The sequence below is a fragment of the Microcoleus sp. POL10_C6 genome (genome assembly GCF_036701585.1).
Taxonomy (GTDB): Bacteria; Cyanobacteriota; Cyanobacteriia; order Cyanobacteriales; family Microcoleaceae; genus Microcoleus.
In genome coordinates this window covers 55114-75038 of sequence record NZ_JAUBRB010000012.1, presented here as the reverse complement: position 1 = coordinate 75038, position 19925 = coordinate 55114, and the positions used below count along the sequence as shown (strand labels likewise).

The window sequence follows — 19925 nt, the reverse complement described above, 5'->3', positions numbered from 1 at the left end:
TCACTGCTGATGGCAAGCGGGCGATTTCTGGTTCAAATGATAAAACCATCAAAGTCTGGGATTTAACAACTGGAAAGGAACAGTTTGCTCTCAATGGTCACACCCGTTTGGTAAATGCAGTAGCCGTCACTGCTGATGGCAAGCGGGCGATTTCTGGTTCAAATGATAAAACCATCAAAGTCTGGGATTTAACAACTGGAAAGAAACAGTTTACTCTCAATGGTCACACCAGTTCGGTAAATGCAGTAGCCGTCACTGCTGATGGCAAGCGGGCGATTTCTGGTTCATCGGATAAAACCCTAAAAGTCTGGGATTTAACAACTGGAAAGGAACAGTTTACTCTCAATGGTCACAGCGACTCTGTAAATGCGGTCGCCGTCACTGCTGATGGGAAGCGGGTGATTTCTGGTTCATATGACCAAACCATTAAAGTCTGGGATTTAACAACTGGAAAGGAAGAGTCTACTCTCAATGGTCACACCAGTTCGGTAAAAGCAGTAGCCGTCACTGCTGATGGCAAGCGGGCGATTTCTGGTTCAGATGATAAAACCCTAAAAGTCTGGGATTTAACAACTGGAAAGGAACAGTTTACTCTCAATGGTCACACCAGTTGGGTAAATGCAGTCGCCGTCACTGCTGATGGCAAGCGGGTGATTTCTGGTTCATATGACCAAACCATTAAAGTCTGGGATTTAACAACTGGAAAGGAACAGTTTACTCTCAAGAGTCACACCCGTTTGGTAAATGCAGTAGCCGTCACTGCTGATGGCAAGCGGGCGATTTCTGGTTCATATGACCAAACCATTAAAGTCTGGGATTTAACAACTGGAAAGGAACAGTTTACTCTCAATGGTCACACCCGTTTGGTGAATGCAGTAGCCGTCACTGCTGATGGCAAGCGGGCGATTTCTGCTTCTTGGGACAACAGCCTCACAGTCTGGGATTTAACAACTAGAAAGGAACAGTTTACTCTCAATGGTCACACCAGTTCGGTAAAAGAAGTAGCTGTCACTGCTGATGGCAAGCGGGCGATTTCTCGTTCAGATGACAAAACCCTCAAAGTTTGGGATTTAACAACTGGAAAGGAACAGTTTACTCTCAATGGTCACACCAGTTCGGTATATACAGTAGCCGTCACTGCTGATGGCAAGTGGGCGATTTCTGCTTCTTGGGACAACACCCTCAAAGTCTGGGATTTAACAACTGGACAGGAAGAGTTTACTCTCAATGGTCACACCAGTTCGGTAAATGCAGTAGCCGTCACTGCTGATGGTAAGCGGACGATTTCTGGTTCAGATGACAACACCCTAAAAGTCTGGGATTTAACAACTCGAAAGGAACAGTTTACTCTCAAAGGTCACAGCGAATCGGTAAATGCAGTTGCCGTCACTGATGATGGGAAGCGGGCGATTTCTGGTTCAGATGACAACACCCTAAAAGTCTGGGATTTAACAACTGGAAATGTCATTGCCAGTTTCACGGGTGAAAGTTTGATCGCCTGTTGCGCGATCGCCCCCGATGGAGTCACAATTGTCGCAGGCGACGCATCGGGCCAAGTATATTTCCTGCGGCTAGAAGGGGTGGAGGCACTAACATGAATTCCTCACCTCTCTCAACTCCCATCTCTACCGCAGCTTACCCAATAGAATTTCAGCAACTCCTGCGAGAAAAAACCGAGAATTTTGCAGGTCGCAAGTTTGTTTTTTCTGCGATTTCCGACTTTCTGGACTCCCACAGCCGCGGTTATTTCACAATAGTCGGCACTCCCGGCTGCGGCAAAAGTTCCATCCTCGCCCAATATGTCACCGCCCATCCTCGCAGTATCTATTACAACGCTGGAGTTGAAGGCAAAAATCGAGCTGAAGATTTTCTCGCTTCTGTCTGCACTCAACTGATTGACAAATACCTTGCCGCCAATGGGGAAACATCGGAAATTGTCAAGCTCAGATCTCAACTTCAAAATCTCGAATCCGATGATGGGAGTTGGTTTCTGTCTTTGTTGCTTCAGCAAATTAGCGATAAATTAGCCGTAGCTTGCGAGACGGCACGTCATCGCCAAAAGTTGATAATTGTCATTGATTCTGTAGACGCGATCGCCCGCACGAGTCAGCCTCCCAGCACAAATCTGTTTTATCTGCCGAGATATTTGGGCGATCGTACTTATTTTATCCTCGCCCGCCGCCCGTTTTTGAGAGAGAAATCCGGTTTGTTAATTGAGACGCCCTCTCAAACCCTCGATTTAAGAGATTATCCCGCCCAAAATCGGGAGGATGCCCTGAACTACATTCAGCAATACCTATCAACCGCACCGGATTTAACAGCACCCGAATTGGGCCAACAACTCGCAACTGTCAGCGAAGACAATTTCATGTATCTGAGTCAGATGTTACCTGCCCTTAACGAGAATTCACACCCCGATGCTAATCTGGGAGAGTCCTCACTTGTCTCTGAACTTCCTCCCGGTTTAGCAGCGTATTATCAAAACCACTGGCTGCGGATGAGAGGTGATGGCTTATCGGCGATCGAGTTGTCGGTGCTGAATGTTTTGGTACAATCAACAGCAAGTTTATCTGTAAGTGCGATCGCCAATATAATTGATCAGGATGAATACGATGTTGAAAAAGTGTTAGACAATTGGATCGAGTTCTTAAATAAGCAGGAAATTGGAGGAGAAATTTGCTATAGTTTGTATCATGCCAGCTTCCGCAAATGGCTGGAAAAACAATCTCTTTTAGAATGACGAGTTTACCTAGACTTGCATTTCTTCTCTTCAGTCCGCGCAGGCGGACTTTGTTTGTGTAGACGCGATTTCAATCGCCGAGTTAGATCTTTGTTTGTGTAGACGCGATTTCAATCGCCGAGTTATATCAAATATAGTACAACAATGAAACGAGCAGTATTTCTTGACAGAGATGGCGTCCTCAATATCGAAGCCGGCTACATTCACAAAGTAGAAGATTTGCATTTAATCCCCGGAGTAGCCCAAGCTGTACGCCGTTTAAATGACCAAAAAATATTTTGCTGTTTGGTTTCCAATCAATCGGGCCCGGCGAGGGGTTATTATCCGGTTAGCCACGTAGAAGCTTTGCACAAACGCCTTTGTCAGCTATTAGAAAATGAAGCAGGAGCAAAGTTAGATGCTCTTTATTACTGTCCTTATTTAAGCGCAGCCGAAGGCGGAACCCACCCAGAATTTACGCGGTATACAACGTGGCGAAAACCCAATACAGGGATGTTGGTAGCGGCCGCTTGGGAACAGGATTTAGATTTGCGAAATAGTTTTATGGTCGGGGATAAAGCGACTGATGTTGATATGGCTCACAATGCCGGCTGTACTGGTATTTTGGTGCAGACTGGTTACGGAGAAAGCGTGTTGAGTGGGGAGTATCAGCACCATACTAAACCGGATTTTATTGCAGCAAATTTAGCTGCGGCGGTAGAGTGGATTTTGCAACACTTTGATTAGTGTTTGTAGTGGTATTTAAGTTGTTTCTCGTTGAGTCCTACAGGAAAGGGCAATGTAAGGAAGGGCGACTGTGAAGGTTGTACCCACGCCCATTTTGCTTTCGCAGGCGATCGCGCCTCCTTGCAATTCCACCGCTTTTTTAACAATTGTTAATCCCAAACCGTTACCTTTAATCTTTCCAGTATTCTTGCAGCGGTAAAACATTTCAAATATTTTCCCTACTTCCGTTTCTGGGATGCCCATACCTTCGTCTCGGATACGGATAATTAGTAAGGGAGAGCTAATATTTGTAAATTGGGAAGTGGCAAACAAACACTGAGGAGATAAGCCGAAAATAGCTTCTTTGTCTCCTTCGCTTGCTGGACGGCATTCCAATTCCAAGGTGACTTGCCCGCCGTTGGGAGAATATTTGATGGCATTGACGATTAAGTTAGAAATAATGCCGTGCAGCAATTGTTGATCTAACATCGCGCTGGTAACATCTGAAGGGATTAATGTTAGTTTGTGCTTGGCTTCATTTCCTAACTGCAATTGATCGAGCAAGTTTTGACAAAATTCGATTAAATTTATCGGAAATGGATTGCATTTGAGTTGGCCTGATTCTGCCCTGCCCATGAACAGCATATCGTCGATTAGCTGGTTCATCTTTTGGGTAGCTGAGTGCACCAGCCGCAAGGTTCTAACTTGGGATTCGTCACTGCTGCGAGTTCGATCGAGATCCAGAAGTTCCGCAGAAATTAAAATCGCGTTGAGCGGGTTCCGCAATTCGTGAGCGGCCATGGAAATATACTGGTTTTGGCGGTGCGATTTTTCTTCCACCGACTCTCTGACTGCTTCCGCAGCTTTGAGAGATTCTCGCATCTTGGTTTCGATTTCGTGTCTGTGCAGGGCAATCTCGATCGCCACCCGCAAATCATTTTGTTGAAATGGTTTGATAATATAACCGAACGGATCTGTAAGTTTCGCTCTTTGCAGTGTTTGATCGTCGGCATAAGCGGTTAAAAATATTGTTGGCACATTTCTATTAGTTCGGATTTTATCGGCTGCTGTTACCCCGTCCATGTCCCCTTTAAGCACGATGTCCATCAAGACTAAATCGGGCGGGTTTTCTATCGCTTTTTGAATAGCTTCTTCTCCTGAAGAAACTGTAGCTGTGACTGCATATCCCAGTTTTTTCAATCGACCTGCTATGTCTTGGGCTACAATAACTTCGTCTTCTACAACCAAAATTTGTATAGGGTTCATTTTTCGTTAAATACGCTGCCGATAATTTAACTCTTGGAAAATCAGAGTGTAGCAGGTTCCCCGCTGAGTGTCAATGGCAATACTTGCCTCTAATTGGTAAGCCAACATTCTTACTAATCGCAATCCTAATGTTTCAGTATTTTCCACGTCAAAATTAGCCGGAAATCCGCGACCGTTATCTTGAATAATTAAATGAAATTGGTGACTACTTGTCTCATTAAACTTAATAGAGATTTCACCATTTAAATTAGAGCCAAATGCGTATTTTAAAGAGTTAGAAACCAGTTCGTTAATAATTAAGCCACACGGAATAGCTGTTTCTATGTTTAAATAAATGGGATCAACTTTGAGGTTAAATTGGATGGAAGTGTTGCCACAACCAAAAGATTGATACAAATTAGCAACCAAATTTTCGACATAGGGGGACAGGGCGATCTGATCGAGATTTTCGGATTGATACAATTGCTCATGAATCAAAGCCATTGAATGGATGCGAGTCTGGCTTTCTTCAAATAAAGTTAGCGTTGCTTCGTCTTCAATATATTGAGCTTGAAGCTGCAGCAGACTGGAAATTACCTGCATATTATTTTTGACTCGGTGGTGAATTTCTTTCAGCAATACTTCTTTTTCGCGGAGTGCTCCTTGAATGCGGGCTTCGGTAAATTTGCGATCGCTAATATCTTCGCCAATACCCGCGATGCGGTAAATTTTGCCCGATTCGTCGTAAATGGGAAAAGCTCGATCGCACACCCAGCGCATTGTGCCGTCTGGCAGAAAAATGCGATATTCGGTACTGGTGGACTCGCCCTGCAACACTCGCCCCATTGCCTCTTCCAACAAATGTTTATCTTCTGGATGCACCCACTCCATCATTTTTAAGGGCTCAGCATACAATTCTTCGCGACTGCGCCCCCAGATTTGTTCGTAAGCTGGACTCAGATACAATAAATCGGTGAATTCCGCAGACATTAGCCAGACGGAATCTTGGATAGTTTCTGCTAACTGGCGGAAGCGTTCTTCACTTTCGCGGATGGTTTTTTCTGCCTGTTTGCGTGCGGTAATATCTACTGCAATGCCCACGATGCGGTAAACTTTACCAGATTGATTTATAATCGGAAAAGCCCGATCGCGAATCCAGCGGATTTTGCCATCCGGCCTGACAATTCGATATTCTATCTCGTCTTCAGACTCAATTTGTCTAGTTAAATTACCAATAACCCGCTCGCGATCTTCTGGATGGAGGGAATCTGCAAAAAAGCGCCCGTTAGCATACAAATCAGCGCAGCTTCTGCCCCAAATCTTTTCGTAACCCGGACTGATATAAATAATTTCCTGGGGTTGAATGCCTACCATCCAAAACACGCTTTCAATGTTTTCTGCTAGCTGTCGGAACCTTTCTTCGCTTTCTTTCAGCGCTGCTTCGGTTGCTTTGCGATCACTAATATCTTCTGTCACTACTACATTGTAAATTGCCCCGCTCAGCGGTTCTTGGATGAGCGATACAGTAATATTTACCCAAACTACAGTGCCGTCTTTGTGCAGCAAGCGTTTTTCCATTTTAAAACTGTCAATTTCCCCGGCAAATAATTTCTTGTTTTGTTCTAAATCTGCATCTATATCTTCTGGGTAAGTAACGTCCATCCAAGTGCGCGACAGCAGTTCAGTCGCAGTATATCCCACTATCTCGCAGAATTTTTGATTGACTCGCAAATAGTGGCCTGTTTCGTCAGGGTGGGTAATGCCGACTGCCGCTTGTTCGACGGTTGCCCGAAAGCGTTCTTCGCTATCTCTGAGGGTTGCTTCTGCTTTTTTGCGATCGCTAATATCCCGCTGCACGCCAAAATACCCGACGATTCTGCCGTGGGAATCATAAATGCAAATATAGTCGCCTTCCACCCAAATTAGATCTCCGTCAAACTTGCGATTGTCATTTTCGATATGAATCCGGCCTTCATCAAAAAATTGCTTGATTATCTCTCTGCTGCCAGTAAAGTTGTTGGAAAATAAAGAGTCAAGCGTGCGGCCAATAAACTGTTCCCTAATACCTCCGTATTGGGCTATCAAAGCATCATTTGCCTTCGTTACCCGCCCGTTAGAAAATATGTAATCCAAGACCTTTTCTTTGTCAACTGTATCGTCCCAGTGTACTGGTTCGTCCAGCATCACAAAGAAAAAGCCATCTAAAGATTGCGAGAAAAACAATTCTAACTGTTCCTGGCTTTGCCGCAGAGCTTCTTCGGCGCGCCAGCGAGAAATAATTTCTTCCTGCAATTGACTATTGGCTGTTTTTAAGTCTTCAGTGCGCTTTTGATATTTAATTTCTAGCTGATTTTTGATTTCTTCCAGCGCTATTTCTGCCTGTTTTTTTTCGGTAATATCTTGAGTAACTACTATGCCTGCAAAAATTTCTTCCAGGTCGTTTTTGACGGGAGCAATTGTTGTGGAATAAACGCGATTGCCGTATTTATATTCAAAAGTATTCTCTTTTCCTGCCAAAGCCGCGCGATATTTAGTCTCAAAAAGTGGCAAATCTTCAGGGGGGGATACTTCCCACAATGTTTTGCCTTCCAACAGTTCTTTGGACAAACCAACTACTGCCAAACCTTGGCCGTCAACCAGAGTATAGCGCAAATCGCGATCGAACAAAAACACCGAACCATTGGGATAATATTTGATGAGAGTTCGGTACATTTCCTGGCTTTTTTCCAGAGATGCGATTAACCGAATGCGATCGTCCTCGGTGATATCAAATTCAGTTACGGAACCCGAAAAGCCAGCATTCTCGACTGCTTTGAGTTGTGCTTCTAATTTCTGGCACAATTCTCTCTGCTGCTGCAAATCCCCTTCAAGTTGCCGAATTTTTGCTTTTTGCTCTGCTACTAATGCTTCGCAGGTTTCAAGAGGTCGATCGATCTTGGTAGGATCAATACACATAAGCGCTCTTTGTTTGGCACTTGCGGACTTGAGCTTTTTCAAGCCAATACTAACAAAGCTCAAGCCTTCACTGCTAACTTAATTAATCAATCTTTCTTGACTTCTGCCCAAAGCCTTCTACTTTTCCTTTATTTAGGAACTCCCGCCGTCAAGACTTCATGACTTTCCAATGTCACCAAAACATCATCTTCAATTCTCACGCCAATACCGCGCCATTTTTCAGGAACCTCCGGCTGTCCTTCAACGGGTTTAATATAAGGAGAAATATAAATCCCCGGTTCCACCGTCAGCACTTGTCCTGCCTGCAAAACTTGCGGATTTTCGCCGTACTGATAAACCCCGACATCGTGCACATCCAATCCCAGCCAATGACCAGTGCGGTGCATATAAAATGGCTTGTATTTCTCTTCTTTAATTATCTCTTCAATGTCCCCCACCAAAAGTTTTAAATCCATTAAACCTTCCACCAAAACGCGCACCGCTGTTTCATGAATTTTGCTGTAAGGATTTCCGGGATATACTTGACTAATTGCCTGCAATTGTGCTTGCAAAACTAAGTCATAAATTATCTGTTGTTCGGCTGTAAATTTGCCGCTAACAGGAAAGGTGCGAGTAATATCGGCGTTGTAGTACCCGCAGGCACAACCAGCATCTATTAGCAACAAATCGTTTTCCTGCATTTGGCGGTTGTTTTCGATGTAGTGGAGGACGCAGGAATTGTAACCTGATGCAACAATTGAAGGGTAAGCGGGAGTGCAGCCATTTAAGCCAAAAGTATGTTCTATTTCCGCTTGAATTTCATATTCGTATCTGCCCGGTTTGGCGAATTCTTGGGCGCGGTTGTGCGCTGCAACTGAGATATTAGCGGCTTTTCGCATTAATGCTAATTCTGTTTCGCTTTTCACCAGCCGCATCGGGTGTAAAATGATGTTGGAATCTTCGATTGCTGTGGGGCCTGTGCCGCGTTTCGGGTAGGTTGCCATCAAGCGCTGCCAGTGATTGAGGACTGTTTGGTTGAAAGTACGATCGCGCCCGAAGTGATAGTATATGCGATCGGCTTTTTCTAAATATTTCGGCAATTTTTCCGCAAGTTCGGCAATGGGGAAAGCTTCATCCGCGCCGTACAATTCTTTAGCGCCTTCTACTCCGGCGCGATAACCATGCCAAGTTTCTTTTTCCAAGTCTTTTGGCTGCACAAACAAAACAAACTTGTGTTCTTCGTGGTGCGGCGCGAGCACTGCTACCGCCGCAGCTTCATTGAAACCGGTTAAGTAGAAAAAATCGCTATCTTGTCGGTATGCGTATTCTACATCGTTGTGCATGACGGCTGCGGGCGCGCTGCGAAATATGGCTGTCCCGCTGCCAATTTTTGCCATTAATTGTTCGCGTCTTTGCCGATACTCTGTGGGGTTTGTCATCCGATTTTAGATTTTAGATTTTAGATGGAATTTAATATTAACACTCATCCGATTTTAGATTTTAGATTTTAGATGGAATTTAATATTAACACTCATCCGATTTTAGATTTTAGATTGATTTTAATATTAACACTCGGCGGTTTAAGCCGCTGAGTTTACGGGAACACAGGCACAACCCGCAAGCTAAGGGTTGAAGATATAGTTACTCTGTGTTTTTTTTCTACTTATTTATTCTCTTGTTCTGCGATCGCCAATTTACAAGTATAGTCAACTAGCCGAGACAAAGATGAGTTGCGATCGACTAAAGTCCATCTCGGATCGAAATTCGACCAATTTTCGCCATCTTCGCTAACTCGGACGGTTCTAAACTGTCGCTGCTGGCAGTTGACTTCCATTTGCGCCAACAATTTCTGGTTCCTAAACTTTTGAGTTCCTAAAATAGTTCTGACTGGATAAGAGGGAGCACCGGGAATATCGGATTTGCTTAATTCAACGCTGCTGGAGTCGATGCAAATATCTACAAAACATCTTGATTTTTCGGCGCGGGCGCTCAAAGTATTGAGTGAAAAAAATATCCAAGTTGCTATTAAAAAATATGACAGATTCTTAGTATGTATGGCAAATGTAGTATTCATCTGCGTTAATTGGCGTTTAGGGGCGGTTTAATATTATTGACAGTTTAATAAAAAAGTAGGGACGTGGCAATAGTCTTGCGTCCCTACTTTTTAAAGACACAGCAAGGCCGTGTCCCTAATTTTTAAACAAGTCTTAAAGCTGAGGAACGTATTGTTCTTTTTCAGGAACAAAAGTGTATTCAGAGACGATTAGGCGCAACTCTTCGCCGTCGATGGTTTCTTTTTCAATTAACAAATCGACTAAGCGATCGATCACAGTGCGATTTTCGCGAATAATTCGGCGGGCGTCGTCGTAGCAATGATCGACAATCGATCGAACTTGTCCGTCAATCCGAGAGGCTATTTCTTCGGAATATTCCGATCGCGCTGTGTAGTCGCGGCCGAGGAAAATTTCGCTTTGCTGAGCTTCCAGGGCGATCGGGCCCAAGGTAGACATCCCGTAGCGAGTCACCATTTGCCGCGCCATGCCGCTTACTTGCTGCAAATCGTTGCCGGCACCGGTGGTTACTTCGGCATCGCCAAAAACTACTTCTTCGGCTGCGCGGCCACCTAAAGCACCGCTAATCCGGGCTAAAATTTGCGATCGAGAAATCAAACCTTGGTCTTCGCTGGGCATGAACCAAGTCAAGCCGCGGGCCTGTCCGCGAGGAACTAAGGTAACTTTTTGAACTGGATCGTGGGCTTGAATGATTGTACCGACGATCGCGTGGCCGATTTCGTGGTAAGCAATCAAGCGCTTGCTCTTGCTGTCCACCAAGGGAGTGCCTTCCATACCTGCTACCACGCGATCGACTGCATCGTCAACTTCGAGCATCGTAATCGCTTCTTTGCGGCGGCGGGCGGTTAAAATAGCAGCTTCGTTGAGCAAGTTAGCCAAATCAGCGCCGGTAAAACCAGGAGTGCGGCGGGCGATAGCGTCCAAAGAAATCTCTGGAGACAGCTTCTTGTTGCGCGCGTGAACTTCCAAAATTTCCAAGCGGCCTTTGATATCCGGCGTATCTACGCTAACTTGGCGGTCAAAACGTCCCGGACGCAGCAGTGCTGAGTCGAGCACGTCGGGGCGGTTGGTGGCAGCAATGATGATAATGCCAGTATTGCCCTCAAAACCGTCCATTTCGGTCAGCAACTGGTTCAGGGTTTGTTCCCGTTCGTCGTTACCGCCACCGATACCGGCGCCACGCTGGCGGCCCACTGCATCGATTTCATCGATAAAGATGATGCAAGGAGCATTTTCTTTAGCTTTCTTGAACAAGTCCCGAACGCGGGAAGCGCCGACACCGACGAACATTTCAACAAATTCCGAACCGGAGATGCTGAAGAAAGGCACGCCAGCTTCGCCTGCGATCGCTTTTGCCAGCAGGGTTTTACCGGTTCCGGGAGGGCCCACTAGCAGGACGCCTTTGGGAATCTTCGCCCCGACTGCGGTGAAGCGTTCGGGTTTTTTGAGGAATGTCACCACTTCTTGAAGTTCTTCTTTGGCTTCCTCAACGCCTGCTACGTCGTCGAACAGTACGCCTGTTTTAGCTTCCATTTGAAAGCGAGCTTTGGATTTGCCAAAATTCATGGCTTGGCCAGGGCCGCCGGGAACGTTGCCACCGCGGCGGAAGAGGAAAAACAGGCCTCCTACTAACAACAGGGGAAATACTAGATTGCCTAAAAGTCCCCAGACAGCACCGTCGTTGCGTAGTGGGTGAGTGTCGAAGCTGATTTTTGAGTCTCTGAGCCTAGAAACCAGTTCCGGGGCATTTGAGGGCAAGTCTACCCGCCACCGCTGCTCGTGATTGTCCAGTTCGGGATCGACTGCTAGGACAATAGCCGTCCGACCTCCGTCGTAAAGGTCAACGCTGGTCACTCGACCGGCGTTTAAGTAATCTAAGAATCGACCGTAGCTCAGGCGGGTGCTGGCGGTGTTCTTGCTCATTTCTGCGGGGGATGGGGCAAAGGCCCCCTGCCACAAGAAAAAGCCGATGACTAAGGCGGGTAAAGTCCAAAGTAGTATAGTTCGCCAAGAAATTTTCATAAATGAGGATGCCTTGAATTGGGGACAGATCGGGTAAGATCGCGGTGTGGGAGAAGTGCGACAAAAGTTTACACTCAGAATCTTAACTAAATTTAACTTAACAATGCACTCTCAGGCAACAGGCCGTATTGCCGCGATCGATCGAGAATACTCCTCGACCGAAACCATCCAGGGTACAAGCCCCCGGACCGCGGCCCCTGTTGTCGCCTCTAAAATCTAAAATCTAAAATCTAAAATCTAAAATCCATTAAGGGCGATCGTCCCGAATATAATGTTTGGTGCTGATTTCGATACCGATCTAGGTAGAGTTAGAAGAATCGCCGCTTTCACCCACTGTCTTTAAGCGTGGCAGTGTCAAGGGATAAGGCATGATAATGGTGAGGCTCAGTGAGGTAATACATTTCAATGACAACTAGACAGCTTGTTCCTAATTCGGCTATGCTGACCCAGCAGACTAAAGTCGCTTCTAACAAATCGATTATTAGTGCTGATTTGGGTCGGACGGCAACTAAAGCTTGCGTGAGTCGCAACCCAAGTAGCGTTGTTTTCATCCCTGCCAACGTGGCTACTATGCCCGTGGAAAAGGTGCGGGGTGGCAGCTTTGAGTCCAAAGCAACAGACCCTCTGTTGGATATGTGGCTGGAGTACCAGGGCAGGGGTTACGCTATAGGTCAATTGGCGGCAGATTTTGGCGCTAATCTCGGTGGCGCTGACCAGTCGAAAGTAGTAGATGCTTTGGTTAAGGTCTTTTCCTGTGCAGGATATTTCCAGATGAAGGGCGAAATAGCAGTTGTGCTGGGTTTGCCGTTTTATTCGCAGGATCAGTTTGAGAAGGAAAAGGAAGAGATTATCAGCCAACTGCGCTCTCCCCACGTTGTGGTGTACCGGGGCGAGCGTGTGGATATTAATATCAGTCACGTTTGGGTGATGCCGGAAGGGTTCGGCAGCCTGATTTGGTGCGAGGCTCAAGATAACAAGGAGTTTACGCCGGAATTGCCGGAACTGTCGGTGGCTGTTGTTGATATCGGACACCAAACTACCGATTTGTTAATGGTCGATCGTTTCCGGTTCGCCCGGGCGGCTTCAAAGAGCGATTCCTTCGCAATGAACAAGTTCTACGAACAAGTTGCCTCAAAGATTCCGGGGGCAGACCCTCAATCTCTGTCTTTACTGGAAGCGGTGAATAAACCCGAAGGCCAGCGTTTCTACCGTCCCAGAGGAGCGACTAAGCCGACTAATTTAGATCCGATTATTAAGGATTTGCGGGAGGCTTTCGCTAACGAACTGTCCGAACGTTTGGTGCAGTGGCTGCCCGAACGTGTGACGGATGTGGTTCTGACTGGCGGTGGCGGCGAGTTTTTCTGGGAGGTTTTGCAACCTTTGCTTAAAGACGCCAATCTTAAGGCTCACTTGGCTCAGCCTTCTCGGAAAGCTAATGCTTTGGGACAGTTTATTTATGCTGAGGCTCAGCTAGCCACGATAAAGTAACGCATTAAGGCTTGAACCCTATGGCACTGTGGGCAAAAAATAAGGCGAATTTCTCCGTGGCGTTTACGGAAGATGCTGCGGATCAAACTTTGCTGGCCGCTATTGAAAAAGAGTTGGCTTTCACGAAGTATCAGACTTTCAGCAATCTCTGCAAGCAAGCTTTGTGGCAGTTTTTGTCTGTATCTGAGTCTGCTAGCTCTACACAGAGCTTTCAGCGGTTGGAACAGCGTATTGCTGAACTTGTGGTCAAATTTTCTGAGTTTGAACACAATGTTTCGGCAGAGGAATTAAGCCGTTTGGAGGGACTGGAACATCACCTTAGTCAACTCAGCGCGCAGTTGGATCAGTTGCAGGGGAGTGTTAACAGTAAGTTTGCTCAAGTTTCTTTTGCCCCAGTTTCAAAAGTAGTAGAGCCTGGCCCGATTGAGTCTGAGTCTGTTGCGGATGATAATGTAGTGTCTGATGCTGAAGTTGTTCCTCCTCGGAATTCCGATCCTTTGTTGGAGCGTTTAAGTTCTTTGTTACCCCAAGATTTCTAAAATGAGGTAGACCAAGGCTAAAAAGCCTTGAGATGTGATGTTGGTGACCCGCTGTTGGCAGCAGGTACTGAATACAGAAACAAAGCGATCGCTCTTTTGAAAAAAAAGGGCGATCGCTTTGTTATTTGTCCGTTGTCCGTTGACTTTTGACTGTTGTCTGTTGTCTGTTTTCTGTGGTTATACCAATTTTAAAAAAGAATGCAACAGTATTCTTGTCCCCCCGCAATGCAGCGGGGGGGCTAGGGGCGGTCGAAGAGTGTTGCACGATTTTAGAGAAATGGTATTACCAATTACCAATTACCAATTACCAATTACAATTATTTGATTAATCCTAATTTTTGTAATCGCGAACGAATGGCACTAGGCTGTCGCTGAAATCTCTGAGCTAATTCGCCAATTTGTTGACCGCTAGCATATTCTTTTTTCAAATTCTCGTCTTCATCCTGACTCCACTTGACATAAGCTCTGGGATATTTCTGGCGAATTTTCTCATTCTGGGTTTTAGGTCGATAACCATTCTTTTGCTCGGCATTCAAACCAGAACCAAGCTGTGGGTTAATTTCCCCACCGCGACTAGCTAGCGCTTCTTGGACCCGGTTGGGAATCACAGCAATTTCTTCTGAGAGTTCCGCCAAAGCATTGTCTACTTTTTGCTGAAGTTCTGTTAGCTGCCGCTGCTGCAAATTTCCCCACTGCGGCAGTTCGTTGATAAACTGCTGCAAGTCCAGAATTATTGTTGTCAAAGTTTCGACTTGTTGCAACTCCGGTCGCTGTTTGAATTGGCGGCTGGTGAGTTCGATCTCGCTTTGAATCATTTTAATAGTTTTTTCTAAAATTATTAGTCGCTGGCGCAGGTTCTCAATGGCTGAAATTAGAGAGTGTACGTTTTCTCCAGGCGCAACATTGAGATTTTCGCGAGATGTTTGAGCAAGAGCTTCGTCTAAAGCATTTACAGCAAGTTGCAATTGCTCGATCGCGCGATCGGTAGTAGCTGCTTGTTGATTTACGCGATCGAACGTGGCCGCCGTACTTGCTTTAACTTGCCTGTGCAGCTTCTGCCGATTCACAAAATTCAACACCAACGCAATCACTACAGGCACTTGAGCATAAACGCTCTGTTCCCAAACCAAGCTAGCAGCCAATCCCACAGCAGAGGCAGCAATAAAAACCACTTCAGCAGTTTCTAACAAATTGCTGGACCTGGGATTTTGGATTTTCGTTGGTGAATTGGATGATGACATAGGCTAATACCATTTTAGATTTTAGATTTTAGATTGTAGATTTTAGATTGGGAATGACTGATGAAGCTCGGAGTTTAGAGCACGGGCTTATAGTTGCATTATTTTTTTCAAGTGGTACAAGTATGCGGATAAAAATAAAGTACGCGCGATGGCAGATATCCGGTATGTAATCGCACGTAAACCCCGAATTTAGCAGTGGTGAAAAACAGATTAAGTTTTTTATTCACAGCCATGTAATTAAATATATTAAAGCTGCAAAATTTGTCGAGCTAAAGTGAAATAAATCAAGACCCCGAGGACATCAACTGCGGTGGTAATAAAAGGAGCAGACATTAAAGCCGGGTCTAAACCCAAAGAACGAAATAGAAACGGCAGAGCTGAACCGGCAAGAGAAGCTAAAATTGCGATCGCAAACAAACTCACTCCCACCGCGAGTGCCACTGGTAAACTCCCTTGCAAAGTATAAGCCCAGCCCGTCGCTACAGTCCCCAATATAGCTCCTAGCAGCGCTCCCGCCATCCCCTCGCGAACAATTACTTGAAACGGCCCCATTGCTGTAATTTCATCAGTGTTCAAACCGCGAATTACAACTGTTGAGGACTGAGCTCCGACATTGCCTCCAGTGCCAGTCAGCAGGGGAATAAAAGCTGCTAAGGCGACTACTTGGTTCAAAATATCTTCTTGAGCTCTAATAATTGCGCCGGTGACAGTATTAGTTAAAAGCAGAACAAACAGCCACACGACTCTTTTCCGGGCAACAGTGATTAAGTCGGTCTGAAAATAATTGTCGCCGCCGGACTGGACGCCGCCCAAGGTATAAATATCTTTGGCTGCTTCTTGTTCTAAAATGTCGATCGCGTCGTCAACTGTAATGATCCCGACCAGCCGCTGTTCGCGGTCTACAACGGGCACAGCTAAAAAATCGTAACGCTGGATCAGCCTAGCGACTTCTTCTTGATCCGTTCCTGTTTGAACAGAAACTACTTCGCGGGTCATAATTTCGCCGACAGTTTTGTCGAGGGGGGAAGTGACTAAATCCCGCAAAGATAAAATACCGGTCAAGCTGCGTCCGGCGTCGGTGACGTAAAGAGAATAAATTGTTTCGGTAGTTTTAGCCAAAGAGCGAATTCGGTCTAAAGCTTGGGCGACGGTAAAGCTTTCTTTCAGAGAAATGTATTCCGGGGTCATAATCCGACCGGCGGTACTGGCTTCGTAACCCAAAAGTTGAGCCGTAGCTTCCCGTTCCGTCGGGCTCAATTCACCCAACAGGCGACGGACTAATATTGCCGGCAGTTCGTCAAAGAGTTTAGCTCGATCGTCCGGGGACATTTTGTCTACAATGTCAATGACTTCTTGGCGTTTGAATTTTTCGCAGAGGGACTGCTGAACGCTGGAGTCGAGATATTCGTAAACTGCGATTGCTTCGTCTTTGGAAAGCAAGCGGAAAGCTATTACTTGCATGGTTTCTGGCAGGCCTTCGATAGCTTCAGCTATGTCTGCTTCCTGCACCGGGTGCAAAATCGCTTTTGCTCCTTTAAAGTCTCCTTCTTCCAACAGGGCCCTTAACTGCGATCGAACTAATTCCCGCAGTTCTTTTCGCGCGTAGGTGGGTAGAGAAGACGATTGATAACTTTTTTCTGTCACTGATGACCCTCCTAAACCTGTGCTGCGCGCCTTCCTGAATCCAGTTTAGAGCGTATTGACGCCACTGGTTGCAGTGATCAGACTTGCCCTGACAAGATCCGCACCTCACCCCTATTCTTCTGGTGCGCGCCGAGCACCTTGCCTGATTTGGGATCAAATACATTTATCTTGATCGGCGACACTCATCGGTAGAAAAGGAGAATTGCGTCCGAGCACTTTTTCCAACAGGTTCGTCGAACTTTGATTGCGAATAAAATTATTGACTGTTTCTTTCCATTCAGTATCGCTTGCTGGTAGAATCATGCCGTAAGAAATGCAGGTTAAAGGCTGCTCCGGTATAACAGAATATTGGTTTGGAGTTAAACCCTGTCTCAGCGCTTCTCCTACTAACAGCATTCCGTCGCTAGCGAAGGCATCGATTGCTCCGGATACCGCATCTTTTACACCCGACTGTCTGCCCCCGATACCTTCATAAATTCGCTGGTTGGCTAGTTGATATCGGCCTGCAATGAATTGTTGGGTAACAGAACCGCTTAGCACGCCAATGGTCACGTCTTGCAGGAATCCTGAAGGGTTGACTCTCAGTCTGTTTTCTGGCTTGACTAACAGATAAGTGCCGCTGTATAAAAAAGGCAGTGAATATGCAATCCCGCTGGGGGGATTTTTTAGAATTGTATTAGGCCCGCATTCTAGGTGAGCGCGCTTGCTGGTTACGCTGCGGAAGCGCCCTTTTTCCGCTGATTCGTTTAGATCTGTTTCTACTTTTTCTAAGCGGATGGAGCGATTTAATTTTTTTTCTAAGTCAGCTCGAAAAAGTTCTAAGCCTTCCATGCAAACTCCTTGCCATTTTTCACCTTCTAAGTAGCCAAAGGGAGGGGCATCTTTTCGGATGCCAACTTTGAGAATGCCGGTTTGCCGAATTTCTTCCAGTGCTGTCTGGGCTGAAGCAACTGTAGGTAAAGCAGCAGGAAATAATATCGAAAATATAGCTGTAAATGCTGCGAGTTTGAGGTTTTTCTTGGTTAGCGTTGATTTCATTCGTTGAGCATCCGAATAGATATTTTACGGGTTTTTAATATGATACGCAAAAAAACCATATTGTCAATATATTTGGGTGCTTGTATTTTGGGTGAGCCTCGTATTTTTGGTGGTGCGATCGGCTAACTTCAACCAGCACTGTCTAAAATTAAGTTTCGGGGGTTTGGCAGCAGAAAAGTATCGCCTGCTTTAATTAAGTCGCCAGAGCCGAGAATTGACGGCCGCTTTCGCTCAGCTTTGGCTTCTATATTGCAGTCCTATTTTACCCGAATCAAACCAACAATTGATATTTTTCTTGTGCCAAACGGTAAAGTGGTCGCCACACCAAACGGTTAGTCAATACAACCAACAACGACATCACAGAAGTAGCAGCCAACAGCAAGGGAAAATTCCCAGATGCCGTAGCCTGAGAAATAGTTTCTCCCAAACCCTCTGTCGTAACAATTTGACCTTTAAACTGCACGTACTCGCTGACAATACTTGCATTCCAAGCACCGCCAACTGCTGTAATAATTCCTGTGATTAAGTAGGGAAAAATTCCCGGCAAAATTAAAGTTTGCCAGCGCTGGATTAGGGATAGTTTGTAAACTTGTGCAGCTTCAAATAACTCCGAAGGTATGGCTTGAGCGCCCGCAATAACATTAAACAGCAAATACCACATTGTACCCAACATCATCAGCGCCACAGAACCAATTTGCAAGCCGCCTCCAGCGTGAATTAAAGCTAGTAGCAATACGGGAAATAAAGCAGTTGCCGGTACAGATGCTGCTATTTGTACTAATGGTTGCAAAATTTGAGCTAAACGCGGATTTCGACCGATCGCCACTCCGACCGGCACTGTCCACAACAGCGATAAAAATAGCGCGCAAATGACGCGCAAAGCTGTGAAAAATGCACCTGTCATGACTTTTTGCCAGTCAGACAAATTCAGCAATCGCAGCAGCAGCACTGCTTCCCAAGTTCCCCAAAGCACAATGACGGCAAACCCGCTAACAAATATCCAATTTATCCAATTTCCGATGCGGCTTTTTTGTCTGGAATTTGTTGGGAAATTAACAGGTGCAAAAGCTCTGGCCAAACCGACCTCAAGACTGTCACCGATCGGCGAAATACGCGACTTGAAAACCCGCAGTGTCGCCGATCGCCTGAAAAAATCTAACACATTTGACTGCGGTACATTGGTAGCTTCCACCGCTTGATATTTAAACTTTTCTACCCAAGCAATCAAAGGCTGCCAGATGAAAAAGTCTATGGCTATAATCACCCCAATTAAGACTGCTAAACCCCAGCCGATCGCCCCAAAATTGCCTTCATTGGCTGCCTTGCCCAAATAGGAACCTAGTCCGGGCAAATTAAAGTTTTTCTCCCCCAATGTAAAAGATTCGATCGCAATCAAAAAGAACCAGCCGCCCGCCACTGACATGACGCTATTCCACACCAGTCCGATCGCCCCAGCAGGCAATTCTAATGTCCAGAACTGCTGCCAAGCATTGAGCCGATAAACTTGAGCAGCTTCCTTAAGTTCTTTCGGAATCCCGGAAAGCGACTGATAGAAACTAAAGGTCATATTCCACGTCATCCCAGTAAAGATTAAGATAATTGATGCAAGTTCTACGCCAATTCTTTGACCGGGAAATAAAGTGACTAGCGCTAAAACAACTCCCGGCAAAAAAGATAAAACAGGAATCGACTGCAAAATGTCTAACAAGGGAATTAAAATTTTCGCAGCCAGGGGAAAACGGTAAGCAGAATAAGCATAAACTAGGGTAAACAGCAGCGATAAAAAATAGGCGGCTGCCATGCGTAAAAGAGTCTGGGCTGTATATTCTGGCAAGACCTTTAGGGTGGTCTCAATTTTGAAATTTGGGTTGTAGTCACTGCTGAATTGAGAAGCTGTTTGGACAATTGCCAAAATTAGAGAGAAGATTGCTAGAATCAGCAAACCATCTTGCCAAGTCCAAGCTGACCTTTCTAAAGTTTTATTGGCTGGTGTTAGAGGTCTGGTCATAAGAAGTAGTTATTGGTAATGGGGCATCGGGCAATTTTAGATTTTAGATTTTAGATTTTAGATTGAAGAATTGATTAGTAACTTGAATCTAAAATCAGCCATCGAAAATCGAAAATTGGCTTGCATGGGGCATCGAGCATGGGGCATCGGGCATGAGTTATTAGTTATTAGTTATTAGTTATTGGAGGCCGAGCCTCCGGGTATGTATTCCCACCCAGGCAGAGCTTGGGAACAAGACTAAGACACCAA

General features: G+C 45.6%; 14 protein-coding genes. 5 read left to right on the top strand and 9 right to left on the bottom strand.

Annotated features, from left to right (window positions below; genetic code table 11):
- The 3 genes from QUA34_RS09250 to QUA34_RS09240 form a co-directional block, all read left to right on the top strand.
- A partial coding sequence (locus tag QUA34_RS09250; RefSeq protein WP_333385874.1) for a WD40 repeat domain-containing protein occupies positions 1–1598 on the top strand: 1598 nt, incomplete at its 5' end.
- Positions 1595–2740 (top strand): ATP-binding protein, encoded by a 1146-nt coding sequence (locus tag QUA34_RS09245; protein ID WP_333385871.1) that lies wholly within the window; start codon positions 1595–1597, stop codon positions 2738–2740. The genes QUA34_RS09250 and QUA34_RS09245, both read left to right, overlap by 4 nt.
- A gap of 144 nt (positions 2741–2884) precedes the next feature.
- Positions 2885–3466: an HAD family hydrolase gene (locus QUA34_RS09240; RefSeq protein WP_333385869.1), complete on the top strand. Its 582-nt coding sequence runs from the start codon at positions 2885–2887 to the stop codon at positions 3464–3466.
- Between the two features lie 15 nt (positions 3467–3481).
- Here the strand turns inward: QUA34_RS09240 and QUA34_RS09235 are convergent, their stop codons facing one another.
- From QUA34_RS09235 to ftsH2, 5 genes are all read right to left on the bottom strand, one after another.
- On the bottom strand, positions 3482–4711 hold the full coding sequence (locus QUA34_RS09235; RefSeq protein ID WP_333385866.1) for an ATP-binding protein: 1230 nt from the start codon (positions 4709–4711) through the stop codon (positions 3482–3484).
- A gap of 6 nt (positions 4712–4717) precedes the next feature.
- Complete coding sequence (locus QUA34_RS09230) at positions 4718–7645, bottom strand: PAS domain S-box protein (RefSeq protein ID WP_333385863.1); 2928 nt, start codon at positions 7643–7645, stop codon at positions 4718–4720.
- 128 nt (positions 7646–7773) lie between these two features.
- Positions 7774–9063 carry an aminopeptidase P N-terminal domain-containing protein gene (locus tag QUA34_RS09225; protein WP_333323733.1) on the bottom strand — a complete coding sequence of 430 codons (1290 nt, stop codon included), beginning with the start codon at positions 9061–9063 and terminating at the stop codon, positions 7774–7776.
- Positions 9064–9287: 224 nt separating this feature from the next.
- Positions 9288–9698, bottom strand: a complete 411-nt coding sequence (locus QUA34_RS09220; RefSeq protein ID WP_333385861.1) for a hypothetical protein — start codon at positions 9696–9698, stop codon at positions 9288–9290.
- 133 nt (positions 9699–9831) lie between these two features.
- Positions 9832–11718 (bottom strand): ATP-dependent zinc metalloprotease FtsH2, encoded by a 1887-nt coding sequence (gene ftsH2 / locus QUA34_RS09215; RefSeq protein ID WP_333082514.1) that lies wholly within the window; start codon positions 11716–11718, stop codon positions 9832–9834.
- A gap of 405 nt (positions 11719–12123) precedes the next feature.
- Between ftsH2 and QUA34_RS09210 the strand changes: the two genes are divergently transcribed.
- A complete protein-coding gene (locus tag QUA34_RS09210) occupies positions 12124–13206 on the top strand; it encodes a ParM/StbA family protein (RefSeq protein ID WP_333082516.1) in 1083 nt (360 codons plus the stop codon).
- Positions 13207–13226: 20 nt separating this feature from the next.
- Entirely contained in the window at positions 13227–13745 is a 519-nt protein-coding gene (locus QUA34_RS09205; RefSeq protein ID WP_333323739.1) for a hypothetical protein, read from the top strand.
- Positions 13746–14062: 317 nt separating this feature from the next.
- On the opposite strand, the gene QUA34_RS09200 is transcribed toward QUA34_RS09205, so the two are convergent.
- The 4 genes from QUA34_RS09200 to QUA34_RS09185 all read right to left on the bottom strand — a co-directional run bounded on the left by QUA34_RS09200 (position 14063) and on the right by QUA34_RS09185 (position 19676).
- Positions 14063–14986, bottom strand: coding sequence for a hypothetical protein (locus QUA34_RS09200; RefSeq protein ID WP_333323741.1), 924 nt, complete (start codon positions 14984–14986; stop codon positions 14063–14065).
- A 246-nt stretch (positions 14987–15232) separates the two neighbouring features.
- Complete coding sequence (mgtE, locus tag QUA34_RS09195) at positions 15233–16630, bottom strand: magnesium transporter (protein ID WP_333385858.1); 1398 nt, start codon at positions 16628–16630, stop codon at positions 15233–15235.
- A gap of 153 nt (positions 16631–16783) precedes the next feature.
- Entirely contained in the window at positions 16784–17668 is an 885-nt protein-coding gene (locus tag QUA34_RS09190) for an amino acid ABC transporter substrate-binding protein (RefSeq protein ID WP_333385855.1), read from the bottom strand.
- A gap of 271 nt (positions 17669–17939) precedes the next feature.
- The gene (locus tag QUA34_RS09185) at positions 17940–19676 is read right to left on the bottom strand and encodes an ABC transporter permease subunit (protein WP_333385853.1); all 1737 of its coding nucleotides are present in this window, start codon (positions 19674–19676) and stop codon (positions 17940–17942) included.
- Positions 19677–19925 lie beyond the last annotated feature (249 nt).